This is a genomic window from Kribbella sp. NPDC051137, from assembly GCF_040682535.1.
In the GTDB taxonomy this organism is placed as follows: Bacteria; Actinomycetota; Actinomycetes; order Propionibacteriales; family Kribbellaceae; genus Kribbella; species Kribbella karoonensis.
This window is the reverse complement of sequence record NZ_JBFBBI010000002.1, coordinates 945,947-970,541: the sequence shown is the minus strand read 5'-3', so window position 1 is coordinate 970,541 and position 24,595 is coordinate 945,947. Positions and strand designations below refer to the sequence as shown.

The window sequence follows — 24,595 nt, the reverse complement described above, 5'->3', positions numbered from 1 at the left end:
TCCCGGCCTTCCCTCGTCGCTCCGGTCGCTGCGCTCCCTCCGCTCCTCAGTCCAGGCCGGGAGGCCCCATGACCATCCCCACCTTCGACCGCGCCGGCCTGGAGAAGGCCCTGCTCGAAGATCTGCCGGACCTGCTCGCCGAGGTGCGCGACCGGCTGGCCGAGCACTGGCCGGACTACGCGGCCTTCCTGGACACCGACCGGGACGCCGTCCTGGGGCCGGCCGAGCTGTTCGTGCACCGGCTGCTCGACATGTCGCTCGCGAATCTCCGGAACCCCGAGCAGACCACCTTCGAACAGGCCGACGCCGCCGTCCGCGCGGTGTTCGAGGAGATCGGCCGGACCCAGCTCCGGGAGGGCAACGACCTGACCCGGTTGCTGACCGCGTTCCAGCTCGGCGCGCGGGTCGCCTGGCGGCACGTCGCGGCGACCGCGCTCCGGCTCGACTTCGCACCGGACCACCTCGCGGCACTGGCGGACTCGGTGTTCGTCTTCGTCAACCAGCTCTCGTTCTCGGCCGCCAACGGCTATCTGCAGGAGCAGATCGAGGACGCGGTGGCCCGGGAGCGCCGCCGCGAGGAGCTCGCCGACCTGCTGCTCGCCGGCAGCGCGACCAGCGAGGCGCTCCGCAGCGCCGCGGTGCAGGCGGCCTGGCGGATCCCGGAGACCGCCGCGGTCGTCATCTACAGCGGCGAGCGCAGCGGTGACCACCAGGCCGCCACCACGCTGGTCGCCCGGCTCGAACCGGGCGCGCTGCCGATCCGGCGCAACGGTCTCGTGGTCGGCGCGATCGTTCCGGAACCGGCCGGTCCCGGCCGCCGGTTGCAGCTCAGCCGGGAACTCGCCGGGATGGGCGCGGTGGTCGGCAACGCCGTGGCACTGGCGCAGTTGCCGCGCAGCCTGGAGATCGCCCGGATCGCGGTCCGGCTGCGGACCACCGGCGTACTCTCCGGCGACCCGGTGTTCGCCGACGAGCATCTGGACGCGCTGATCGTGTGGCGCGACGAGGCGCTGGTCGCCGCGCTCCGCGACGAGATGCTCGCGCCGCTCGAAGGTGAGACCGACGCCGCCCGCGAACGTCTCGCCGAGACCCTCGCCAGCTGGCTGCGGCACTTCGGCGACCGGCAGGCGATCGCCCAGGAGCTGAGCATCCACCCGCAGACCGTGCGCTACCGGATGGCCCGACTCAGGACCCTGTACGGCGACCGCCTGGACGACCCCGACTCACGCGCTCGCCTCTTCCTCGCCCTCGAGTGGCCCGGACCGTAGCGCGCGGTTCACGTGCTCGGACAGCGCGGCGGCGTCGATCAGCTCCGGGTCGGTCGCCAGCCCGATCCCGAGCACACCTCCCCAGCTCAGGGCACCCACCGACAGCGGCGTTCCGGGTGCCAGCGGCAGGATCGGGTAGACGCGGTGGTGCGGCACCCCGAGGAACGTCATCGGCACCGTCGGCCCGGGCATGTTCGACACCACTCCGTGCAGGAACCGCGGTCCGTACACGGTTTGCGCGAACCAGCGGACGGCCGGCTCCGGCACCGCGCGCAGACCGGTCGCCATCACGAAGCGCGCGCCCAGCGCCCGCGTCGAACGGCGCAGCCGGTCCCGCCGGGCGGCCACCTCGGCCAGCAGCTCCTCGAAGGGACGCCCGTCGACGGGCACCTGGACCATGCTCGCGCCGATCGCGTTGCCCTCGACCGCTGTGCCCGGGGTTCGCACCACCGTCGACACCGAGATCCGCAGGCTCCGCGGAAGTCCCGTCGAGACGGCGTGCACCCCGTCGGCGAGTACGGCGATCAACAGGTCGGTCACGCGGACACCGCGGGCCGCCGCGACTCGCCGTACGACGTCCAGCTCGACCTCGGCGACGCCGTAGGCACGCCGCGGCGAACCGGGCGGCAACGGCCGGGCGACGCCGTCCGTCGCGAGCTGGGCGAGGCCCGCGGCGACGGCCACCGCCCGGGCGAGCCGGCCGGGCATCGGGCCGGCCGGCACCGGTATCTTCGGGCGCGGCTCGAACAGGCTGAACGTGTGCAGCACCGCACCGATGCCGTCGGCAATCGAATGGTGCAGCAGCACCACGAGCGCGTCGGCGCCACCCGGGCCGATGTCGCGGACCAGGACGATCCGCCACAGCGGCCGGTCGCGCGGCATCGGCTGCTCCGCGAGCTCACCGACGTATCGCAGCAGCCCGGCCCGGCCGTCCGGCGACCGGTGCTCGATGACGTGCCAGTCCAGGTCGACGTGCTCGGCCTCGACCCAGCGCAGGCGGCGCCAGCGTGACGACGGTCCGAGTCGCTGGTGCATCCTCGGCAGCCGGGCGAATCCGTCGGCGACCAGCGCGCGGACCTCCTCGATCGACGGCCGCCGATCGGTCGGTTCGAGGACGACCACCCCGCCGACGTGCTGCGCCGCGCCGCTTCCTTCCACGTGCAGGAAGAACGCGTCGGCCGACGGCACCACGATCCCGGTCACACCCGCTCACCGAACCTCGCCGACAGGCGGCGGTAGAGGCCGGGGGTCAGCGCGCGGACCGCCGGCGCGACCCGCAGCCAGCCCGGCACCCAGGTCTCGGCACGGTCGTTGGCGATGCCATCGACCAGGGCTTGTGCGACCGCGGCGGCAGGCACCGGTCGCGGGCGTTTCCGGTCGTACGGCCGGCCGCGTGCGATGAAGAACCCGGTGTCCGCGACGCCGGGGACGGTAAGGCTCACACCAACACCTGTATCACGAAGTTCCAGCCGGAGGCTCTCCGCGAAGATGTCGAGCGCGGCCTTGGTGGCGGCGTACACGGCCTCACCGGCCACGGCCGTACGTCCGGCGATCGAGCCGACCAGGGCGACGTGGCCGTTCCGTCGTTCAACCATCGGGGGCAGAAGGCAACGAACCAGGTGCAGCGGGGCGAGCAGGTCGAGCGTGACCAGGCGGTCGAGCTCCGCGCTACCCACGTCGGTGAACGGACCGGACCAGCCGGCGCCGGCGTTCGCGACCAGTACGTCGACCTGCCCGTGGACAGCGAGCGCCGCGCCGGCGACCTCGGCCGCCGCGCCGGGCACGGCCAGGTCTCCGAGTACGACGGCACCGCCGACCCGGTCGGCCACGGCCGTACTGCGGTCCTTGTCGCGGCCGTGGACGATCACCCGGGCACCGGCCGCGGCGAGGCCGTCGACCACTGCCGCGCCGATCCCCGCCGATCCGCCGGTCACCAACGCGACCTTGCCGTCCAGTCGCATCGCACCTCCACAGCCGTTCTCCGTCGGGAGCTCGCCTGGCAGCGATCAGGCTACCCCTCGGACCGGGGACACTGTCACCATTGACCGGTGACGATCGACTGGCTGCAGCTCGACGACCATCCGTTCCCTGGCGCCTGGCCGGCGCGTTGGATCCGAGCTGTGGAGGGCGGTGACGTCGTCGGGTTCCGGCTCCGGGTCCAGTGCGCGGAGCCGGCCGAGACCGTGGTCCACGTGTCCGCGGACGAGCGGTACGAGCTGTGGCTGGACGGCGAACTCGTCGGCCGTGGCCCGTCGCGGGGCGAGGTCGGCCACTGGTCGTTCGAGAGCTACCGCCTGCGGCTCGGGACGGGCGGGCATTGGCTCGCCGCCCGCGTGTGGAGCCTCGGCGAGGACGCGCCGCTGGCACAGCTGAGCCTCGGCGACGGGCCGACCTTCCTGCTCGCCTCGTCCGGCCTCGACCTCGACACCGGTACGGCGGACTGGCAGGCGGCCGTACTCCCTGGCCACGGCCGCCGCTCGAAAGGCGACGGGTACGGCTGCGGCGCCAGACACGTGAGCGACGGCCGCTCGTACCCGTGGGGCTGGCAGACCGCCGCAGACGACCTCACCTGGCGGGCAGCTCCGGCCGGGAATCCCGGACGTAGTGGCCGGGACGCCTCGCGGCCTGGCGACAGCGGACCTGGGGCCCGGGACGGTGCTGCTCGTGAACGGCTGCTGGTGCCGGCGCGGTTGGCGGCCCCGGTGCAGGGCTGGGCGTCGGGCGCACGGGTCCGTCATGTCGCGGAGCATCCGGCCGGCGAGCCGACCCGCGACCGCGTCATCGACCCGGCCGATCACCTCGACGCAGAAGCGGGCCCATGGCAACAACTCCTCGAGGGTACGCCGCTGGTCCTGCCGCCCCGCACCACTCGCCGTGTACTGATCGACCTCGACCAGTATGTCTGCGCCTACCCTGTCCTCGACCTCGACGCCGGCCGCGACGCCGAAGTACGACTGCATTGGCAGGAATCCCTCTACGAATCGGATCCCCAAGCAGGCAAGGGCCATCGAGACGTTGTCAAAGGCAAGCTCTTCGGCCGCCCAGGACTGGAAGAGGACGGCATCGGCGACCTCTTCATCGCCGGCGGCGGCCCGGAACAGCACAGCACCCTGTGGTGGCAGTCCGGCCGGTACGTCGAGGTCCTCGTCACCACCGCCGCCGAGCCGCTGACCATCACCGGACTGCGCTTCCAAGAGACCCACTACCCGTACGAGGACAGGCTCCGCTTCACCGCCAGCGATCCGCGGCTCGCCCAGGTCGGCGCCCTGGCCTTCCGGACCTTGCAGGCGTGCAGTCACGAGACCACCATGGACTGCCCGTACTACGAGCAGCTCCAGTACACCGGCGACACCCGCCTGCAATGCCTGATCGCGTACGCCACCACCGGAGACGACGCCCTCGCCCGGCAGGCCCTTCGCGCCTTCGCCGGCAGCCAGCAGGACGACGGGCTGGTGTTGTCACGCACGCCGTCCCGTCAGTCGTCGCCGATCCCGCCGTTCACGCTCTGGTGGGTCGCGATGGTGCACGACTTCGCCTTGTGGCGCGGCGATCTCGGCTTCGTCGCCGAGCTGATGCCGGGTGTCCGTGCGGCCCTCGACGCGCACCGCCGTACCGTCGACGACCGCGGGGTCTTCCACGCCCTGCACGGCTGGAACTTCACCGACTGGGTGCCCGGCTGGGAAGCCGGCTGCCCGCCCGGGATCGTCCAGGACGGCGAGGTCCACGCCGACTGGCCGGGTCCGGGGCACGGCGTGTCGGCAGTGCTGCACCTGCAACTGGCGCTGGTAGCGCGGCAGGCCTCCGACCTGGAGACCTGGACGGGCGGGTCCGGCGCGGGGTACGCGCAACTGGCCGATCGCCTCCTCGACGCCGCCGACGGGGCCTTCTACGACGTCGATCGCGGCCTGTACGCCGACGACCTGGAGCACACGGCCTTCAGCGAGCACGCGCAGTCGCTGGCGCTGCTCGCGGGCGCGAAGTACGGCGAGACCGCGGTCCGGACGATGCTGCGGGAACCGTTGGCGCGGACCACGGTGTACTTCGACCACTACCTGTTCGAGGCGCTGCAGCGGATCGGGCGGACCGACGTACTGCTCGACCGGCTCGGGCTCTGGTACGGGCTGCTGGATCGCGGCCTGCGTACGGTGATCGAGCACCCCGAGCCGACCCGGAGCGACTGTCACGCATGGGGTGCGCACCCGCTGTACCACTACGCCGCGACGCTGCTCGGTGTCCGGCCGACGGCGCCCGGGATGACGACTGTCCGGGTCACGCCGCAGCTCGGCGGTCTCGAGTGGGCGCAGGCCTCGGTGCCGACGCCGTACGGCCCGCTGGAGGTTCGCGCGGTGGCGGGCGGCCCGACCGAGGTGACCGGACCGCCTGAGATCACGGTGGTCAGCTGACGACGACGTCGACCTGGTGGTGACCGCTGAGCGCGGCCGGTACGTGCGGGGCGTCCTGGGGCTGCCCGTCGAGGTGGACGGAGCGAACCTCGGTGCCCTCACCCCGCACGGTGATGTCGAGCGTCGCGGCCCGGTAGCGGAGTGACCGCAGCGACCACTCACCGGCGTACGACGGCGGCACCGTGGGGCGGAGCGTGATGCCGTCGGCGCCGAACTTGAGCCCGAACAGACCCTCGTGCACCAGCCGAAGCAGTGCGGTGGCTGACCAGGTCTGGTGCGGCAACGACTCCCACTGCCGACCCACCTGCCAGCCGCCGTCGACCTCGCCGGTGGTCGCGTTGTAGAGCTCGAACAGTTCGTCGCCGCTGGAGCGGAACAGCCTGACCAGGTCGTCGACCGTACGGCCGAACTCCGCCGCCTGCCCGGCCCGGGCGGCCGCGTACCCCCACAGGCCCATCACCATCGGCCAGCAGATCGCGTTGTGCCGGCCCGGGTGGTCGGCGTCGAACCGCGGGAAGTGCGGCCAGACGTTCACCACGCCGAACGGCTCGTGGTGGATGCCCGCAACCAACCCGGCCGCGCGCTCCGGCCCGGCGATGCCGAACTCGACGGCCAGCGCGAGCCCGGCAGTCTCCTGGTGCGGGTCGAGACCGTCCGGCCCGAGGAAGTAGCCGTACTGCTCGCTCTCGTCCGACCAGAGGTGCTCGTTGACGGCGGCAACGAGTTCGGCCCGCTGCGCGGGGTACGGCGCCGGATCCGCGCCGGCGTCCGCCGCGAGTTGTTCGAGCGCTCCGAGCGCCCCGACGTACACGGCGTTGGTCGACAGGCAGCGCAGTTCGGCGGCGCCCGGGTGGTCGAGGACGAACGACGACGGGTTGCCCGGCTGGTACGGCGGCTCCGGGAATCCGGCGATGCCGTCCTGCATCAGCGACGGGCCGCGGTACAGGCCGGTCGACGCGTCGAAGCGGTCCCGGCGGAGGATCTCCAGCGAGGCGGACGCGATCCGGAACGCCTCGGCGCCGAACGCCGTGTCGCCGGTCACCAGCCGATGGTGGCGGGCACCGATGACCCAGATGATCTGGTCCCACCACTGAATGTCCTGGGCAATGAGTCCGTCGGTGCAGACCTTCAGCAGCGTGTAGCCGGCGACCTCGGGCGAGAGCAGGCTCGCCGCGTGCCACGCGTTGATGGCGGCGTCCCGCGTCCACGGGTCGGAGTACCCGCCGCCGGCCCGGACGTACGCCGAACCGCCGTCGGGGATCGTGTTGACGTCGAGCAGGTTGTGCAGCGCCGCGGCGTAGCAGACCTGCAGATTCTCGCCGCGCACACCGGCGGGCGGCACGAGCACCGGGCGATCAGTCATGCCCCCACCCTTTCAGGCGGGGCATCGTGAGACGATGGCAGGTGTGTCGGTAACAGCCAGTGAGATCGAGAAAGCCGTCGAGGTACTGCGGGCCGGCGGCCTGGTGGCGATCCCGACCGAGACCGTCTACGGGCTCGCCGCCGACGCCGAGGACCCGCAGGCCGTCGGCCGGATCTTCACGACCAAGGGCCGGCCGCCGTCGCATCCGCTGATCGTCCACATCGGCAGCGCCGAACAACTCGACGACTGGGCCGACGACGTACCGGAGACCGCGCGGCTGCTGGCCGAGCGGTTCTGGCCCGGGCCGCTGACGCTCGTCCTGCGCCGCGGCCGGCGGGTGCCGCTCGCGACCACCGGCGGCCTGGAGACGGTCGCGATCCGGGTGCCCGACCATCCGGTCGCGCTGGAACTGCTGACCGCGTTCGGCGGCGCGGTCGCCGCCCCGTCGGCCAACCGCTTCGGCTCGGTCAGCCCGACCACCGCGGAGCACGTCCGGCTCGAGCTCGGCGACGACGTCGACTACGTGCTCGACGGGGGCCCGTGCGGGGTCGGCGTCGAGTCCACGATCGTGGACGTCACCGGCCCGGCACCGACCGTCCTCCGTCCCGGCGGCGTGACCCGCGAGGACCTCGAGGCAGCCCTCGGCCGGGCGCTCGCCGTACCGACGACGAGCACGGTCCGCGTTCCCGGCCAGCACCCGTCCCATTACGCCCCACGAGCCCGCGTCGTACTGGTCGCACCGGAAGACCTCGCCGCCGAGGCACACCGGTACGCCGACCACAAGGTCGGAGTCCTCCTCCCGCCGGCCCTGTCCGGCACCGCCGTCGACGCCCACGCCGTCGTACAACTCCCCGACTCGCTCCCCGACTACGCCCGCGGCCTCTTCAGCTACCTCCGCGACCTCGACCACCAGGGCTGCGACCTCATCCTCGCCACCCTCCCCGACGAGACCGGCCTCGGCCTGGCCATAGCCAACCGCCTCCGCCGAGCCGCCGGCCCCCGCGACTGATCAGCTCGGCCGAGGCGCCAGTCGGCGGTCGGCCAGGTCCTGCCAGAGCGCCGGAGGGATCTCGGTGTCCAGGTGGGTGAGGTTCTGTCCGAGTTGGGCCGGCGTGTTGGCGCCTGCTACCACGGCGACGACGCGCGGGTCCTCCAGCGGGTAACGGAGGGCTGCGGCCGGGAGGGGTACGTCGTGGGTGGTGCAGATCGTGTTGAGCTGGATGGCTCGGTCGAGGACGTCGTCGGGGACGTCGGCGTAGTTGTACTTGGCGTCCCGGGTCGGGGACGTGGCCAGGAGGCCGCTGTTGAAGACGGCGGCGGCGATGATGCGGACGTCGTGGTCGTCGCAGGCTGACAGCACGTCGGGGGCGACGCTCTGGTCGAGGAGCGTGTAGCGGTTGGCCACCATCAGTACGTCGGCGAGTCCGCTGCGGGCCGTTGTGAGCAGGGCGTCGATGCCGAGCGTGCCGGTGCCGATGGCGGCGACCATCCCCTCGGCGCGGAGGTCGGCCAGGGCGGTCAGGGCGGACTCCGTGGCGCCGGGGTCGCCCGACAGGTCGGGGTCGTGGACGAAGAGGATGTCGATCCGGTCGAGGCCGAGTCTCGTGAGCGAGTCCTCGACGGAGGCCCGGACGCCTTCCGGCGAGTAGTCGAGCTCGCGGCGGAGCCCCGCCGGTACGACGAAGCCGGTCGCGTCCAGCGCCGTACCGTCCCAGGACGGGTTCTCGCGGAGCAGCCGGCCGACCTTCGTGGAGACGACGTACTCGTCGCGGGGTTTGCCGGCGAGGAAGCGGCCGAGGCGTTGCTCGGACAGGCCGAGGCCGTAGTGCGGAGCGGTGTCGAAGTACCGGACGCCGGCGTCCCAGGCGGCGGTCAGGAGCGCGTGCGCCTGCTCCTCGGAAAGCTCCTCGAACAGGTTGCCGAGCGGCGCGCAGCCGAGCCCGAACCGTGGAACGTCGATCACGGCAGCACGCTAGACATCATATCTTTAGCGTGTCAAGCTACCGCTGATCGCCGAAAGAGCCGGAATAGTCCGGCAAAGATAAGATCTAAGGAGTCGCGATGAAGTTCGCCCGCTTGGGTCCGGTCGGTGCGGAGGTGCCGGTCGTCGTCACCGCCGACGGGGTCCGGGACCTTACCGGCATCACCGCGGACCTCGACGCCGGGTTCTGGGAGTCCGACGGACCGGTCCGGGTCGCCGCCGCGCTGACCGCCGGGGAGCTGCCGTCGGTCGAGAACGCGGACGGGCTCCGGATCGGTGCCCCGATCGGCCGTCCGGGCGCGATCGTCTGCATCGGCATGAACTACGCCGCGCACGCCGCCGAGTCCGGCGCCGAGCCGCCGGCGACGCCGGTGGTCTTCTTCAAGGCGCCGAACACGCTGGCAGGCCCGAACGACCCGGTGACGATCCCGCGCGGCAGCACCAAGACCGACTGGGAGGTCGAGCTCGGTGTGGTGATCGGCAAGCGCGCGTCGTACCTCGACTCCCCCGCGGACAGCCTCGACCACGTCGCCGGCTTCGTGGTCGCGAACGACCTGTCCGAGCGCGCGTTCCAGATCGAGCAGTCCGGCGGCCAGTGGAGCAAGGGCAAGATCGCCGCCGGCTTCAGCCCGGTCGGGCCGTGGCTGGTCACACCCGACGAGGTCGAGCACCAGAAGCTCACGCTGCGCAGCTTCGTGAACGGCGAGCCGCGGCAGGACTCCAGCACCGCCGACCAGATCTTCGACGTGGCGACCGTGATCCACCACCTCAGTCAATACATGGTGCTCGACCCGGGCGACCTGATCATGACCGGTACGCCGGAAGGCGTCGCGCTCTCCGGCCGGTTCCCGTACCTGCGGCCGGGTGACGTCGTCGAGGTCGAGATCGACGGCCTCGGTCGCCAGCGGCAGGAGTACGTCGCCTGGGAGGCCGGCCGATGAGCGCCTCCGAATACGACGGCCTGGTGGCGATCGTGACCGGCGGCGGGTCCGGGATCGGCGCGGCGACCGCCCGCGAACTGACCGCCCGCGGCGCGCGGGTGGCGGCGTTCGACCTCGACCCCGCCGGCGCTCCCGAGGGCGTACTCGGGATCCGGGCGGACGTGACCGACGACGAGAGCGTCCGTACGGCGGTGCAGCAGGTGCTGGAGGCGTTCGGCCGGATCGACGTACTGGTCAACAACGCCGGCATCGGCGCGCAGGGCACGGTCGAGGACAACCCCGACGACCAGTGGCACAAGGTGTTCGACGTCAACGTGATGGGCGCCGTCCGGGTCAGCCGCGCGGCCCTGCCGTACCTGCGGAAGTCGCCGGCCGCCGCGATCGTCAACGTCGCCTCGGTCGCCGCGACCACGGGGATCCCGCAGCGTGCGCTGTACTCGACCACGAAGGGCGCGGTGCAGTCGCTGACCATGGCGATGGCCGCCGACCACCTCCGCGAAGGCGTGCGGGTGAACTGCGTCAACCCCGGTACGGCGGCGACGCCCTGGGTGCAGCGCCTGCTCGACGCCGCGCCGGACCCGGTCGCCGAACGGGCCGCGCTCGACGCCCGCCAGCCGCACGGCCGACTGGTCTCGGCGGAGGAGGTCGCGCTCGCGATCGTCTACCTGGCCGGACCTTCGTCCGGCTCGACGGCGGGTACGGCGCTGGCCGTCGACGGCGGAATGGCTAGTCTGCGGCTACGGCCCAAGGAAGACTGAGGTCCAAGGAAGACTGAAAGGCAGCAGATGGCGCTGACCGACGTCGCGATCGAGAAGATCAAGACGATGATCCTCGACGGCCGGCTGAAGCCGGGTGACAAGCTGCCCCGCGAGGCCGACCTCGCGGAGCAGCTCGGCATCTCGCGGAGCCCGCTGCGCGAGGCGGTCAGCGTGCTGTCGATGCTGCGGATCCTCGACGTACGGCGCGGCGACGGCACGTACGTCACCAGCCTGACACCCGACCTGCTGCTGGAGACGATGAGCTTCATCATCGACTTCCACCAGGACTCCAGCATCCTCGACCTGTTCGAGGTACGCCGGGCCCTCGAACCGATGGCGGCCGAGAAGGCGGCTCGGCTGATGGCCGGCGAGGACGCGGCACAGCTGCTGGCACTGACCGAGGCCGTCGACCCGGACAGCCCGATCGGCGACCTGGTCGCGAACGACCTGGAGTTCCATCACCGGATCGCGGCGGGGGCGAGCAACCCCGTGCTCTGCTCGCTGATCGACAGCGTGGCCGGGCGGACGCACCAGGCGCGGGCGTGGCGAGCGGTCACACAGGAGGACGCGTTCGAACAGACCCAGCGCGAACACCGGGCGATCGCGCTGGCCATCGGCGAGCGCCAGCCGACCCTCGCCGCCGCCCTGTCCCTCACCCACGTCGCCGGCATCGAGAACTGGATCCGCCGCAATCTGGCCGTCTAGGTGTGCTGTCCAGGCAGGTCCGGTGCAGCTGTCGCGCTACGGGAACAACCGTCAGGCCGACCTGCTGTCTCGGGAAATCGGTGACAGCTCTGTGTCAGGGCATGGGTGACACTCGATCTCTCAAGAGACATCGGACACTCACGGCATCTACTCGGTCTGACCGGACGTGCTCGCTCAGCGGCAGTTGAGTGCGTCTGACCATCTGGCTCGGCAGGCACAATATCGGGCTTGCCGCTCTCCGCTTCACGACAGCGCGAACGGTTCGCGGCGGCGATCCCGCAATACCGGCGATGGAGCGTGTGTTCATTCCGGGCGACGAAATCATGATCGTCTTCTCGGCCACGAAGATCCGCGACATGGGCTACACAGACCCGAGATTCGTGGTCTGAACGCGGCATGTCCGGACGCGAATTGAGGCATCCTCATTGCCGTGAGCAGCTTCCTGGAACGGTATCGGGAGCGTCGGGAGCGAGCCCGGCGACTCCGGCAGCTGGGCGTCTGTGCGGAGTGTCGTCATCCGTGGTGTGAGCATCCCGGCACCGGGAACGACTTCGAAGGCATGTGCGGCGAGTGTGCTTACGAGTTCGACCACGACCAGCGCGAGTCCCCCTCGCCGGGATGCCGGATCGCCTGCCCGCCACTGGACTAGGTGCACTCGCCGCGGCCAAATGCATGCGTGGTCTCGCTCAGCCTGATCACGTTTGACCCTGAGACATCACACACACACACCGGCGGGAGTCCAATTTGAATCCATCGAACACATGTTCTAATATAGTCACATGACGGTAGTGATGGTCGAACCCTTCGCCGCGCGGCCGGAGACTGCCTCGCAGCAAGGTTCTCCGGGCGAGCCGGCAGGTCTGCTGTCCGCCCTCCCGCTGCCGCCCGATCGGTGCCCGCCCGACCAGCCGCCTGATGATGCGTATGACGCCGACTTCCTGGACTCTTTGTACGACGTGGACGGTTCGTGTCCGTCGCGGTACCTGTCCGAGGAAGACCTGTACGACGACCTCCCGCCGATGTCCCGGGTCGACCAACTGGACTGGGAAGAGTGGGCCGGTGTCGACCAGGACGAGGCCGAACGGACCATGCTCCGCCTCAAAGCCCCGCCCTGGGTGTTCCTGCCCCCGGGCGCCGAACTGGCCGCGGCGCTGGAAGAGCTCCGTCCGCAGTGCGAGTCACCGGTCGCGTTGATCGAGGCCATGAAAGCCGCCGCCCGGATGGAGGCCTGGGCCGCGTCGATCAAGACCGCCGCCCAAGCCTCCTTCGTCCGGCAACGCAAAGCCCAAGCCGTCGACCTGCCCCGCCCCACCCAGATCGACTCCTCGGGCCGCCCGATCGACCCCGAACGCTCCTGGGTCGCCGAGATCGCCGCCGCCCTGCACCTGTCCCACAACACCGCGGCCCGGCACGTCGACACCGCCCTCCACCTCACCAGCACCCTGACCGCCACCCACACCGCCCTACGCTGCGGCGCCCTCACCTTCTCCAAGGCACTGGCCATCTCCGAAGCCACCCGCGCCCTACCACCCACCGCAGCCCAAGCCGTAGAAGCCCACGTCCTCAAACGCGCCCCCGGCCAAACCCACCGAAACCTCAACAACTCCCTGCGCCGCCAAGTCGCCAAACACACCACCCGCGAAGACACCGACCGCCACCGCGACGCCGTCCGCGACCGCACCTGCAAAATCGTCCCCCTGGCCGACGGCATGGCCGGCCTATGGGTCGTCCACACCGCCGACAAGATCCAGCAAATGTGGACCGTCATCCAAGCCATGGCCGACCTCGCCAAACGCGGCACGACCCTCAGCAGCCCTGCGGCTGACCTCAACCCTGAGGAGTCCGCCAGCCCGGCAGTTGAGGCCAACCCCGCGACGTCCACCGAGCTCAACGGGAACACCGGGACCGTCGAGGCAACCGGGGCAGCCGGGACGACCGGGGCGGCCGGGACGACCGGGGCGGCCGGGATGACCGGGGCGGCCGGCGTCTCCGGAGTCGGCGGACTGAGTGGTGCGGCGGGGGCAGTTGGGGCCACGGGTTCGGCCGGACCGGCGAAGGATGAGCGGATCGCGCCACAACGGCGTGCTGACGCGGTGAGTGATCTGTTCGAACACATGCTCCACAACGGACTGGACTGGCTAGGCCGCCGACTCCCCGACCAACACCGCCGACGACCCCACATCGAGGTGCTGATCCCGATCACCACCTTGCTCGGGATGGACGACGACCCGACCGAGTTGGCCGGCTACGGTCCGATCCCCGCCGCCATGGCCCGCCGCATCGCCACCGGCGGCACGTGGCGACGTCTGCTGACCGACCCTGCCAACGGCACCGTGGTGGAAGCCTCCACCACGCGGCACGATCCCGGCGCGATGGTCACCGAAACCCTCCTCGCCAGACACCCTGTCTGTGCCTGGCCCGGCTGCAACCGAACCTCGCGCGAATGCGACCGCGACCACGGCACCCCGTTCGCCCGATCCGGCGAAACCAGCCTGGCCGGACTCGCACCCTTCTGCGAATACCACCACGTAATCAAGGACACCCCTGCCTGGGGCTGGTCCACCATCAACCACCCCAACGGCTCCGTCACCCTGACCACGCCGACCGGCCACCGCTACACAACCGTCCCACCAGCCCGCGGCCCCATCACCCCACAACCACCTCCAGCCCCGTGGCCACCGGACGACCCACCGCCCTTCTGACACGAACAGCTCGTGTCACCGGCGGTAAACACGCGCCATCCGCGCCGACGAGCGCGTCACGGATGAGGGCTGCAAGTTCCGGGAGTCGTTCCGGTGGTGTCAGCCACGGGCCGGCACCCGATGTCCAGCGGTGCACCCATGCGTCTGCGGTGGACCGCCGAGATCGCCGTACAGCAATCATCTAGGTACGGGTGAACTTCGGCTCGCGTTTCTCCGCGAAGGCGGCGCGGCCCTCGGCGGCGTCGTTGGTGGCGAAGCAGATCGTTTGTACGTCGCGCTCGTAGGCGACTGCTTGCTCCAGCGGCATGTTCAGTGCGGCCGCTACGTTCGCCTTCGCGGTCTCGACGGCGATCGGGGCGCGGGAGGCGATCGTGGTGGCGAGTTCGAGGGCGCGGGGCAGCAGGGCGTCCGGTTCGAGGACCTCGCTGACCAGGCCCCAGGTGAGGGCGCGTCGGGCGTCGATCGGATCCCCGGTCATCAGCATCATGGCGGCGTTGCCCGGGCCGACGGTGTGGGTCAGGAGCGCGGACATTCCGCCGCCGCCGATCCAGCCGAGTTTGACCTCGGCCGCCGCGAACACCGCCGTACTGGAAGCCAGGCGGATGTCGCAGATCAGCGCGGTCTCCAGCCCACCGCCGAGGGCGAATCCGTTGACCGCGGCAACTATCGGCTTGCGCAGCACCTTGAGCGCGTCGCAGTAGTCGGCGCGGTTCCGGAACGCCCACGGGGTCTCGTACTTGTCCAGCTCGGCGATGTCGGAGCCGGCGCTGAAGGCGCGGCCGGTTCCGGTCAACACGACGGCGCGGATGTCGTCGGCGTCGTTGCAGTGCCGGGCCAGCTCGACGAGCGCGTCGGACATGTCCGCGGTGACCGCGTTCAGTTTCGCTGGCCGGTTGAGCGTGATGACGGCGACCTGGCCGTGCTGCTCGAACAGTACTTCGTCACTCATCGCCGATGCCTTTCCACAGGGTCGCGATCCGGTCGAGGCCTGCCGTGGCCGTCACCTCGCCGTACACGACGTCGCGGGCCACCTCGCTCGCCGCGGTCTGGAACTCGATGTAGCCCGGCTGCCGCGGGCGCACCCAGGCCTCGCTGATCGTACGGAGCGTGCCTCGGTAGAAGTCTCCGGTCCGGACGTTGACGGCGTCCGAGGTCCACGCGCTGAGTCGTGCCGGTTGTCCGGAGTATTGCGGGACGAACATTTCCTGGGCTGTTGCTGATAGCAACCAGCGGAGGTGGTCGAGGAGCTCGGCGGTGGGCCGGCAGCGGCGGGTGATCGCCAGGCCGGTGCCGCCGATCGTCGAGCCGGGTCTGGAGCCTGGGCGCTCCGAGGGCGCGTCGGTGAAGGTCACGGTGGGCGCGTAGTTCACGTAGCCGTAGATCAGTGGGCAGTGCGCGATGGTGTCGTCCGCGACCATCGTGTCCAGCAAGGCGATCGGGTCGAGCGACCTGGTGTGCCGCGGAGCGCGGGTGGTCAGGTCGGTCATCAGTTCGAGCGCGCGGTGGGCGGTGTCGGTCGGTGCGAAGGTTGGCTCCTCCCCCAGTGCGACCGAGATCGACGAGAAGGTGAGGAGCGCGTGCGGACCGGCGACGGAGAGGGCGACCGGCGCCGCACGAGACAGTTCCACCACCTCACGCCAGAGCCGCGGCGGCGGACCGGCGAGGTCGGTGCGGGTCGCCGCGACCTGGGTAGCCGCGTCCAGCGGGAGCGCCCACAGGTGCCCGTCGAGCCGGTACGACGCCACGCTCGGCCCGACGAACTCGCCCTCGAGCAGCTCGTCCACCGGCTGCAGGTGCTCCTTGGCGTCCCCGAGGTGCGGGTGGTCGAGCACGATCACGTCGTACCGCTCGGCCAGCTCGCTGATCGGCGTCGACTCGAACCCACTCAACGGCTGCACCTCCCACACCAAGTCGATCCCCCGCCGCACAGACGCCTCGACCAGCGCATCCCGCCCCCGCGGATGATCCCAGGTCAACCCCCGGTAGGAACCCATCACCGCACCTCGCCGACGGTTCGCGGTGCGGCGCCGGAGTCTGCCAAGCCGTTCTTGCCGTCCGCCGTCGCGGGGCGGGCGTTCGTAGAGAGCGGAGCTGTCTCCGGGTGCGCGCCATCCGCGGGAGCGCTCGCGGTGTCCCGGATTGCTTCCAGTGGGTGCGTGCGAGCGCCCGCAGGGCGTGGGGCGACGTCTGCGAGACGGGTTTCTGCGACCGCTCCGTCGTGCAGCAGATCCGTGATCTGCTGCGGGGTGAAACCTGCCTCTGTCAGCACCTCGCGGGTGTGTTCGCCTACCAGGGGGGCACCTCGTACGACAGTGGCCGGCGTCTTCTCGAAGGTGTACGGGAAGCCGGGGGTCTTCACGTGGCCCTCTGTCGGGTGGTCGTACTCGACGAAGGTGCCGTTGTGCCGGATCTGCGGATCGTCGACCAGTTGCTGGTAGTCGTACACCGGCCCGCACCAGATCCCCGCCTCGGTCAGCGCCGTCAGCCACTCGTCCGTCGTACGCACGAGCAGCCGCTCCGCCGTCAACCGGAACAGCTCGTCCCGATGCGTCCAGCCGTGCACCTCGGAGTCCAGCTCCAGGAAGCTGTCCTCGCCGATCACCCGCCCGAGCGTCGGCAGATCGGGCATCGCCAGCGCGAGGAACCCGTCCGCGGTCTTGAACGTCCCGTACGGCGCCCTGATGTACACATGCGCGTGCGGCTCCGCCCCGCGCTGCTGCGGGACCCCGCCGGCGGTGAACACCGACAACTCCTGCATCTGCAGCGTGGTGATCGCATCCAGCATGTTCACCTTCACGAGCTGCCCCTCGCCGGTTCGCTCCCGATGCAGCAGCGCCGCGAGCACCGCCTCGAACGCGGTCGACGCGGTCACCGCGTCGACGAGGTACTGCCCGGCCGGCTGCGGCGGTTCACCGTGCCGGCCGGTCGACAGCATCGCGCCGGACCTTGCCTGCAGCAACAGGTCCTGCCCGGGCAGGTTCCGGTGCGGCCCGTCCTCGCCGTACCCCGACATCGACACGTAGACCAGCCGCGGGTTGATCGCGGACAACGTCGCGTAGTCGACGCCGAGCCGCTCCGCCACCCCGGGCCGGTAGTTCTGCAGGAACACGTCGGCGGTCTCCACCAGCCGGGTCAGCACCTGCTTCCCGGCCGCCGACTTCAGGTCGACGGCCAGTGACCGCTTGTTCCGGTTGAGGGACAGGAACGACACGTTGATCGCGTTTCCCTGCGCCCCGCCCGCGGCGGCGTGCCGTTGCCACTCGCCGGTGACCGGCTCGACCTTGACCACGTCGGCGCCGAGGTCGCCGAGCCGCTGCGCGGCGAACGGACCCGCCATCGCGATCGAGCAGTCGAGCACGCGGTACCCGTCGAGGATGCCCATCTGTTCTCCCATCGTGTCAGTCGGGTTGGCCGGCGACTCGGCGGACGGCGTCCCGGACGGCAGTGGTCGCCTCGACACCGTCGAGGACCCGGATCGTGGTGCGGTACGAGCGGGACTCGCCGTGTTCGAGCCAGGTCATCGAGCCGTCCTCGCGGGCGGCCGCGTCGCCGGTCACGTGATGCGTCGACGGTTCGAGGCCGACGGCGTACTGGCCGCTGCGCAGGTTCTGCCATTCGAAGAAGCACGGCATGGTGGCCGCGTCCCAGCTCACCTCGACGCCGAACGTACTGTCACCGCGGATCAGTGCGACCCGGTGCCGGCCGTCCTCGTCGGCGACCAGCCGGTGCTCGTACACCTGCTCCACGAACCCGGGCCGCGGGTCGGGCAGCACACGGTACGAGACACCCTGCCCGGCGGCCGAATCGCTCTGCCAGGTTGTACCGGCGATCGGCGCGACGAATTCGGTACCGGCGTCGATCACGGGCCAGCCGAAGTTCAGGTGGTACAGGAACATGTGCGGCGTACGTTCGTACCCGAGGTTGTCGACCACGTCGTACAGCCGGACCTCGAGCCCGTCGAAGTCGACCTCGATCGTCCGGGTCAGTCGCAGGTGCTCACCGAACGACGTCGCCTGCACGACCTCGCCGCGGACCCGCAACGTGCAGTGCTCGCCGTCCCACACCTCGCCCGCCTCGAGCAGCCGCCCGGGGATCGCGGTGAGCCGGCCGTGCAGCCCGTGCGAGACGGTCTGCTTCGGCGGATACCCGTACTGCGTCGCGTCGACCTCGTCCCCGAACAGGGTGTGGTCGAGGCCGCCGGACACCAGCAGCCCGTCGAGCGCCCGCAGCCACGACAACCCACCCTCGTCGTTGTGCTCGTGCAGCCCCGGGTGCCGGAAACCGTTCCCCGACCGCCACCCGAACGGCACACCGCGGAACCGCGCACTCCCGAGATCGAGTGCCCGGTCCACGAGCACCTCCACCTCGAGCCCGGCGGCACTACGCAACTGCACGGCTCGTACGCCGCGCTCGACTCCGTTGCCCAGGACAACTTCCCGGACCCCGGCGACACTCGTGAGGTCCCCGGTCCGCTCCCGCAACGCGGCCGCCGACATCTCGGATCCGAAGATGTTCACTCCATCACCCATCCGCCGTCGACGTTGATCGTCTGCCCGGTCACGAACGACGCGTCCGGGCCGGTCAGGAACGACACCACCGCGGCGATCTCGGAAGGTCTGCCGCGGCGCTTGATCGCCTGGTGGTCGAGGACGAACGCGGTGTAGGCCTCCGGGTTCTCGTGGATCGTCTCGGCCTTGGTGGGGAACGCGCCTGGTGAGACGGCGTTGACGCGGATGCCTTCCGGGCCGAGCTCGCGGGCGAGGGCGCGGGTCAGCGAGACGGCCGCGCCCTTCGTGCTGACGTAGCTCGCGAGTTTGTCCCAGCCGCCGTGCCAGGTGATCGAGGCGATGTTGACGATCGAGCCGGTGCCGCGGGCGCGCATCGAGCGGGCCGCGGTCTGGGCGGCGACGAAGTACGCGCGCTGGTTGACCGCGACGACGTCCTCGTACTCCGTGAGCGGGATGTCGAGGAACGGCGTCGCCGGGTAGATCGCGGCGTTGTTCACGAGGACGTCCAGCGGGCCGAGGGCGTCCTCGGCAGTGGTGATCGTGTCCACGATCGCGCCGGCGTCCCGCAGGTCGACCGGCAGCACGCGGACGGTGGCACCGGCCGACTTCAGCTCAGCCTCCGACTCACTCAACCCGTCCCCCGGCAGGTCGAGCAACGCCACCCCGTACCCGTCACCGGCCAACCGCAAGGCAATCGCCCGCCCGAGCGAACCCCCGGCCCCGGTCACCACAGCTGACTTCATCGGACGTCTCCGTTGCGGATGGCGGGTTTGACCACGAGGCGGCGGCCGGCACGGTCGGGGCGGACGTGGGGTCCGGCGTCGTCGTCCCAGCTGCCGGAGCTGGCCAGGTGCGCGATCGCGTCCTCGTCCACGACGTACCCGAGCCCCGGCGCCTCCCCCAGCACCAGATGCCCGTCGGCGACCTCCTGGTCCGCGCTGATCCCGACCGGCATCCCAAGATCCTGGATCTCGATCGACAGATGGTTCGGTACGACGGCCGCCGCATGGCCCAGCGGATTCACGTCGTACCCGACCGGGCTGACGGGCAGATCGAACGCATGCGCCAACGCCGACACCCGCAAGAAGTGCGTGATCCCCCAGACGCTGCCCGTCTGCACGATGTCGACGGCATTCGCCGCCAGCAACGGCCGGAACTGCTCCAGCCCTGTCAGGTTCTCGCCCGTGGCAACGGCAGCCTTCACCGACCGGGTCACCATCGCGAGCCCGTCGACGTCCCACCGCCGCACCGGCTCCTCGACCCACGCGAGATCCGCATGTTCCTCGATCCGCCGAATGTGCCGGACCGCTTCCTTCCGCGCCCACGACTCGTTCGCGTCCAGCATCAGCGCCGGCGCCGCCCCGGTCTGCTCGCGGTACAACTCGCTCAGCAGGTCCAGGCGTCGCAGGTCGTCGGCCACGTCGAGCCCGCCCTTGAGCTTCACCGCCTGCAGCCCGCGCTCCGCGAACTGCTTGTGCAGCCGGCTCAGCTCGTCGTCCGGCAACGGCCCGTCCAGCCCCGAGGCGTACGCCGGTACGACGTGATCGCGCGCGCCGAGCAACCGCCACAACGGCTGCTCGGCCGCCTTCGCCTTGAGGTCCCACAACGCCATGTCGAGCGCACCGATGGCACCGAACACGGCACCGGTGTGCCCGCGCTTGAACACCCACGCGAGCATCCGGTCGTACAGTGCCACGACCGCCCGCGGATCCTGCCCGTCGAGCGCCGGGAACAGCGCGTCGATCCCCTCGTGCGAGCCCAGCCCGATCCCTTCGAGCCCGGTGTCCGTGGTCAGTACGACGATCGGCACCGACGTACGGCCGGAGCCGACCGTCCCATTGGCGTCACCGATCGGTCTGCCCCAGTCGTGCACCGTGGTGAGCGTGCGGTATCCCGTGATGCGCATATGGCTATCCCTTGGTCGAGCCGGCGGTGACACCGTCGGTGATCTGGCGCTGGAAGAACAGGTAGATCGCGATCACCGGCACCGCGGCGACGAGTACCCCGCCGGCGAACAGCGGGATGTTGTCGGAGTACTGCCCGCGCAGTGCGGTCACTCCGACCATCAGCGTGCGGTGCTGCTCGGACTGCATCACGAGCAACGAGATCAGGACGTCGTTCCAGCAGAACAACGCGTTCAGGATGCCGACCGACAGCAGCGCCGGGCGGCCGAGCGGCAGCATGATCCGGCGGTACACGCCGAGCGTCGTACTGCCGTCGACCCGGGCGGCCTCGACCACCTCGGCCGGGATCCGCGAGTAGAAGCTCGTCATCAGGAAGATCGTGAACGGCAGGAACTGCCCGGTGTAGGCGAGGATCAGGCCTGGATACGTATCCAGCAGGTGCACCTGGCCGAGCACCCGGAAGAACGGCACCATGATCACCTGGAACGGGATCATCAACGCGCCCAGGCAGACCAGGAACAGCCACTTCCGGCCGCGGAACGTCACCTGGCTGAACGCGTACCCGGCCATCGAGCCGAGCAGCAGCAACAGCACGACCGCGCCGGCCGTGACCACGATCGAGTTGAACGTGTACCGGCCGAGCCCGGACGAGCTCCACGCGTCCGCGATGTTCGCCGCGGTCAGGTGATCGGCCAGCGAGAACTGGTTGAGTACGTATTCACGGCGCGACTTCATCGCGACGTTCAGCGTGAACAGCATCGGGTAGATCGTGGCCAGTGCCAGCAGGCACATCGGTACGGCGACGATCCGCCGGGTGAAACCGCGTTCGCGCATCGGTCACACCTCCTTCGTGGCGCGCTTGATCAGCCGGATCTGGGCGAGCCCGACGACGAGCATCACGAGGAACAGCACCATCGACGCGGCCGACGCCAGCGCCGGGCTGTTCATCTGCCCCTGGGTGACCCAGATGTAGAACTCCGGCAGGTACGTCGCACCGCCCGGGCCGCCCGCGGTCATCACGTAGACGAGGCCGAACATGCCGGTCAGCATCCCGATCATCGTGGTCACGAAGACGAACTGGATCGTCTGGCTGAGCTCCGGGACCACCACGTGCCGGATGGTCTGCGTCAGGTTCGCGCCGTCGCATCGCGCGGCGTCGAGCAGCGACTGGTCGAGTGTGGAGAAGCCGGCCATGAAGATCACCAGCGCCATCCCGAACGTCGCCCAGATGTGCACGCCGATCACCGACACGATCGCCAGGTGCGAGTTGCCCAGCCAGTCGACCGGGCCGAGGCCGACCACACCGAGCAACTGGTTCAGCGGCCCGTCCACGGACAGCAGGATGTTGAAGATCGCGCCGATGATCACCGGCGACAGCACGACCGGGAAGAAGTACACGCTCCGGTAGAACCGGTGGCCGGGGACCTTCAGGAACAGGAAGGTGGCCAGGATCCCCGGCACCGCGACCGCGACCGGCAGCGCCAGGAACAACAGCCCGACGTTCTTCACCGCGGTCCGGAAGACCGGGTCGGAGGCCAGCGTCTTGTAGTTGGCCAGGCCAACGAAGACGCCGTTGCGGTCGCCGTCCCCGGTCAGCGAGTACTGCGCACCGAGGACGAGCGGCACGACCCGCAACCCGACGATGATCAGCAGGGCCGGCGTCACCAGCACCAGCGCGGCGATCTTCTGCTCGCTGAGCCGCCACCGGCGTACGGCCGTCGTACGCCGGGCCGCGGGCACCGCCACGGTCTGCTCTCCGGAAGCGCTCACTTGTCCGACGCCGCCAGTTGGGTGAGGACCTGATCGACAGTCACGTCACCGCTGATCAGCTGCTGCGACAGCCGGTGCATCAGGTCGAGCGTCTTCGCGGACAGCGCGGTGTGCAGCAGCGGCTTGCTGTCCGGGAGCCAGGACACGATCTCGCCGGCCGCCGGTACGTCGACCGCCTTGGTGTCGATGGTCTTGTCGGCCGCGATCGCGCCGGCCTTCTCGAAGAACAGTTTCTCCGCGTCGGAGCTTGCCAGGCTCTTCACCAGGTCCATCGCCAGCGCCGGGTCCTTCGTCCACTTCATCACGCCGTACCCGATGCCGCCCTCGGCCGGGAGGAAGGTCGACTTCACGTTCGCCGGGTCCGAGATCGGCGGCTTGTAGACGCCCAGGTCCGGGCCGAGGAACTCGTCGAAGGACTTCCAGTGCGCGGTGTCCGAGATCAGGCCGATCACGTTGCCGCCCTTGCCGCCGGAGAACATCGTGAACTGGTCGTTGAACATGGCGGTCGAGTTGACGCCCTTGTTGTACCAGCCCTCGTCGTTGGTCTTCTTCCAGAGCTCGAAGATCTGCCGGACCTCGGGCGACTTCCAGTCCCGCTTTCCGGCCAGCCAGGCGTCGTACTGCGCCGGGCTGAACACGCCCGGGCCGAAGCCGGACAGGAAGAACTCGATGCCGAGGCCCTCCTTGTTGCCGAGGTTGAAGCAGGCGTTGCCGGACTTCTTGATCGCGGCGCAGTCCGTCTGCAGCTCGGCCAGCGTCGCCGGCGGCTTGTCCGGGTCGAGGCCGGCCTTCTTGTAGACGGCCTTGTTGTAGTAGAAGGGGAAACCCTGCAGTGTGACCGGAACGGCGTACGTCGTCTTGTCCTTGCGGAACGCGTCCCAGCCGACGAGGCGGTCCTTCAGGTCGCCGAGCTTGTCGTCGAGCGGCAGCAGCGCCGAGGCCCGCTCGCGCAGCTGCGCGCCGCCGTTGAACATCGAGATGTCCGGGCCCTTGCCGGCCTGGATCGCCGTACCGAGGATCGTGTAGTACTGGTCGTACGGCTGGGCGACGAACTCGACCTGCACGCCGGGGTGCTTGGCCTCGAAGTCGGACTTGGCCTTCGCGTAGTAGTCCTTCGTCGTGGCGTCGCCGGAGTGCCAGTCCCAGACGACCAGCTTGCCGGATCCGGCACCGCCCGCACTGGCACCGCTGCCCGCCTGACTCTGCGGAGCGGCCGCTCCGCAGGCGGCGGAGACGAGCGCCAGCGCCGGGACGAGCGCGGCGGCGACCCAGCCGCGGCGGAATTGCCAGAGATGGCCTGAGGCGCTCGACATGATCGCGCCCTCCTTCGTTCTTCGAGTTCGTTGGGGCTCTCGTTGTGGCAAGATGTTAGTTGTCTGTTGTCTGTTGTCAAGAGTTTGTTGACTGCTGACAGATGGGCGACAATCCGTGTACGCGTCAGGACATCGAGCTGGGAGGCACAGGTGACGTCGGACCCCGGACAGGCAACCGTGCGACTCGCACCCGCGGCGGCCGCGCGCCGCCCGGCACGACTCGCCGACCTGGTCGTCGAGTCGATCCTCGACGGGGTGGTGTCCGGGTCGATCCCGCCGGGCGCCGCGCTGCCGCCGGAGTCGGCGCTCTCCGAGCAGTTCCAGGTCAGCCGGATCACCGTCCGCGAGGCGGTGAAGCTGCTCGAGGCGAAGGGGCTGGTCGAGGTCCGGCGCGGGGTCGGCGCGGTCGTCAAGGACGACTCCAGCTGGAACCTGCTGGACACCGACGTGCTCGCGTCCGCGGTGCGCAACGACGCGAACCTGACGATCCTCGACGAGCTCGTCGGGGTCCGGATCGCGCTCGAGTCGAACCTGGCCGGCCTGGCCGCGGAGTACGCGACCGACGAGGACCGGGCCGCGATCGAGGCGGTCTTCCATCGGCTCGAGGCGGACACAGCCCGGCCGGAGGTCTTCATCCAGACCGACGTCGAGTTCCACGACCGGATCATGGCCGCGTCGGGGAATCGGCTGGCCCGGTCGATCGTCAGCACGGTGCACAGCCAGGCGCGGACCAGCATGCGGTACCAGGGCCACCCGAGCGTCGAGGACGTCCGTACGACGAACTCCGAACACCGGATCGTCCTGGACCGCATCCTCGCCCGCGACCCCGCCGGCGCCGCCGCCGCGATGACCGACCACATCCGCTCCGCCTGGCAGCGCCGCCGCCCGCTCCCGCCCGCCTGACGCTCCGCCGCCGGTTGCCGGATCCGGTCGTCAGGTCTTGACGGCCCTGTCCGGGACTCCTACGTTGCCGCTGACA

General features: G+C 70.3%; 22 protein-coding genes. 9 read left to right on the top strand and 13 right to left on the bottom strand.

Features of this window, described 5'->3' with window-relative positions:
- Nucleotides 1-68: 68 nt before the first annotated feature.
- On the top strand, nt 69-1,268 hold the full coding sequence (locus tag AB0M51_RS12165) for a helix-turn-helix domain-containing protein (RefSeq protein ID WP_344187778.1): 1,200 nt from the start codon (nt 69-71) through the stop codon (nt 1,266-1,268).
- Here AB0M51_RS12165 and AB0M51_RS12160 read toward each other — a convergent pair.
- A complete protein-coding gene (locus AB0M51_RS12160) occupies nt 1,224-2,471 on the bottom strand; it encodes a wax ester/triacylglycerol synthase domain-containing protein (RefSeq protein ID WP_344187779.1) in 1,248 nt (415 codons plus the stop codon). The two genes, AB0M51_RS12165 and AB0M51_RS12160, sit on opposite strands and share 45 nt — an antisense overlap.
- Nucleotides 2,468-3,229, bottom strand: coding sequence for an SDR family NAD(P)-dependent oxidoreductase (locus AB0M51_RS12155; RefSeq protein WP_344187780.1), 762 nt, complete (start codon nt 3,227-3,229; stop codon nt 2,468-2,470). The genes AB0M51_RS12160 and AB0M51_RS12155 overlap by 4 nt, the downstream gene beginning before the upstream one ends.
- An 87-nt stretch (nt 3,230-3,316) precedes the next feature.
- Between AB0M51_RS12155 and AB0M51_RS12150 the strand changes: the two genes are divergently transcribed.
- On the top strand, nt 3,317-5,671 hold the full coding sequence (locus AB0M51_RS12150; RefSeq protein ID WP_363749214.1) for an alpha-L-rhamnosidase C-terminal domain-containing protein: 2,355 nt from the start codon (nt 3,317-3,319) through the stop codon (nt 5,669-5,671).
- Here the strand turns inward: AB0M51_RS12150 and AB0M51_RS12145 are convergent.
- Complete coding sequence (locus AB0M51_RS12145; RefSeq protein ID WP_344187782.1) at nt 5,664-7,034, bottom strand: hypothetical protein; 1,371 nt, start codon at nt 7,032-7,034, stop codon at nt 5,664-5,666. The genes AB0M51_RS12150 and AB0M51_RS12145 overlap by 8 nt on opposite strands.
- A 34-nt stretch (nt 7,035-7,068) precedes the next feature.
- On the opposite strand from AB0M51_RS12145, the gene AB0M51_RS12140 reads away from it, so the two are divergent.
- On the top strand, nt 7,069-8,043 hold the full coding sequence (locus AB0M51_RS12140; protein WP_344187783.1) for an L-threonylcarbamoyladenylate synthase: 975 nt from the start codon (nt 7,069-7,071) through the stop codon (nt 8,041-8,043).
- Here AB0M51_RS12140 and AB0M51_RS12135 read toward each other — a convergent pair whose 3' ends face one another.
- Nucleotides 8,044-8,997: an aldo/keto reductase gene (locus AB0M51_RS12135; protein ID WP_363749211.1), complete on the bottom strand. Its 954-nt coding sequence runs from the start codon at nt 8,995-8,997 to the stop codon at nt 8,044-8,046.
- A gap of 98 nt (nt 8,998-9,095) precedes the next feature.
- On the opposite strand from AB0M51_RS12135, the gene AB0M51_RS12130 reads away from it, so the two are divergent.
- From AB0M51_RS12130 to AB0M51_RS12110, 5 genes are all read left to right on the top strand, one after another.
- Nucleotides 9,096-9,956 carry a fumarylacetoacetate hydrolase family protein gene (locus tag AB0M51_RS12130; RefSeq protein WP_344187785.1) on the top strand — a complete coding sequence of 287 codons (861 nt, stop codon included), beginning with the start codon at nt 9,096-9,098 and terminating at the stop codon, nt 9,954-9,956.
- Entirely contained in the window at nt 9,953-10,714 is a 762-nt protein-coding gene (locus AB0M51_RS12125; RefSeq protein WP_344187786.1) for an SDR family oxidoreductase, read from the top strand. The genes AB0M51_RS12130 and AB0M51_RS12125 overlap by 4 nt, the downstream gene beginning before the upstream one ends.
- 27 nt (nt 10,715-10,741) lie before the next feature.
- Nucleotides 10,742-11,419 (top strand): FadR/GntR family transcriptional regulator, encoded by a 678-nt coding sequence (locus AB0M51_RS12120; RefSeq protein ID WP_344187787.1) that lies wholly within the window; start codon nt 10,742-10,744, stop codon nt 11,417-11,419.
- 188 nt (nt 11,420-11,607) lie between these two features.
- Nucleotides 11,608-11,808, top strand: coding sequence for a hypothetical protein (locus AB0M51_RS12115; protein WP_344187788.1), 201 nt, complete (start codon nt 11,608-11,610; stop codon nt 11,806-11,808).
- Nucleotides 11,809-12,198: 390 nt separating this feature from the next.
- Nucleotides 12,199-14,121 carry a DUF222 domain-containing protein gene (locus tag AB0M51_RS12110; protein ID WP_363749207.1) on the top strand — a complete coding sequence of 641 codons (1,923 nt, stop codon included), beginning with the start codon at nt 12,199-12,201 and terminating at the stop codon, nt 14,119-14,121.
- A 181-nt stretch (nt 14,122-14,302) separates the two neighbouring features.
- Here the strand turns inward: AB0M51_RS12110 and AB0M51_RS12105 are convergent, their stop codons facing one another.
- From AB0M51_RS12105 to AB0M51_RS12065, 9 genes are read right to left on the bottom strand one after another with little or no spacing between them, the layout of a single operon-like run.
- Nucleotides 14,303-15,070, bottom strand: a complete 768-nt coding sequence (locus AB0M51_RS12105) for an enoyl-CoA hydratase/isomerase family protein (protein ID WP_344187790.1) — start codon at nt 15,068-15,070, stop codon at nt 14,303-14,305.
- On the bottom strand, nt 15,063-16,115 hold the full coding sequence (locus tag AB0M51_RS12100) for an ABC transporter substrate-binding protein (RefSeq protein WP_344187791.1): 1,053 nt from the start codon (nt 16,113-16,115) through the stop codon (nt 15,063-15,065). The genes AB0M51_RS12105 and AB0M51_RS12100 overlap by 8 nt, the downstream gene beginning before the upstream one ends.
- Entirely contained in the window at nt 16,115-17,515 is a 1,401-nt protein-coding gene (locus AB0M51_RS12095) for a CoA transferase (protein ID WP_344187792.1), read from the bottom strand. Before AB0M51_RS12095 ends, AB0M51_RS12100 begins: the two co-directional genes overlap by 1 nt.
- Nucleotides 17,516-17,519: 4 nt before the next feature.
- On the bottom strand, nt 17,520-18,638 hold the full coding sequence (locus AB0M51_RS12090) for an aldose 1-epimerase family protein (RefSeq protein WP_344187793.1): 1,119 nt from the start codon (nt 18,636-18,638) through the stop codon (nt 17,520-17,522).
- Nucleotides 18,635-19,372, bottom strand: a complete 738-nt coding sequence (locus tag AB0M51_RS12085; RefSeq protein WP_344187794.1) for an SDR family NAD(P)-dependent oxidoreductase — start codon at nt 19,370-19,372, stop codon at nt 18,635-18,637. Before AB0M51_RS12085 ends, AB0M51_RS12090 begins: the two co-directional genes overlap by 4 nt.
- A complete protein-coding gene (locus tag AB0M51_RS12080) occupies nt 19,369-20,535 on the bottom strand; it encodes a mandelate racemase/muconate lactonizing enzyme family protein (RefSeq protein WP_344187795.1) in 1,167 nt (388 codons plus the stop codon). The genes AB0M51_RS12085 and AB0M51_RS12080 overlap by 4 nt, the downstream gene beginning before the upstream one ends.
- A 4-nt stretch (nt 20,536-20,539) precedes the next feature.
- Nucleotides 20,540-21,367: a carbohydrate ABC transporter permease gene (locus tag AB0M51_RS12075; protein WP_344187796.1), complete on the bottom strand. Its 828-nt coding sequence runs from the start codon at nt 21,365-21,367 to the stop codon at nt 20,540-20,542.
- Nucleotides 21,368-21,370: 3 nt separating this feature from the next.
- Entirely contained in the window at nt 21,371-22,303 is a 933-nt protein-coding gene (locus AB0M51_RS12070; RefSeq protein ID WP_344187797.1) for a sugar ABC transporter permease, read from the bottom strand.
- Nucleotides 22,300-23,616, bottom strand: a complete 1,317-nt coding sequence (locus tag AB0M51_RS12065; protein ID WP_344187798.1) for an extracellular solute-binding protein — start codon at nt 23,614-23,616, stop codon at nt 22,300-22,302. The genes AB0M51_RS12070 and AB0M51_RS12065 overlap by 4 nt, the downstream gene beginning before the upstream one ends.
- Before the next feature lie 150 nt (nt 23,617-23,766).
- Here AB0M51_RS12065 and AB0M51_RS12060 point away from each other — a divergent pair, with 150 nt between their 5' ends.
- The gene (locus AB0M51_RS12060) at nt 23,767-24,519 is read left to right on the top strand and encodes a FadR/GntR family transcriptional regulator (RefSeq protein WP_344187799.1); all 753 of its coding nucleotides are present in this window, start codon (nt 23,767-23,769) and stop codon (nt 24,517-24,519) included.
- Nucleotides 24,520-24,595: the final 76 nt, after the last annotated feature.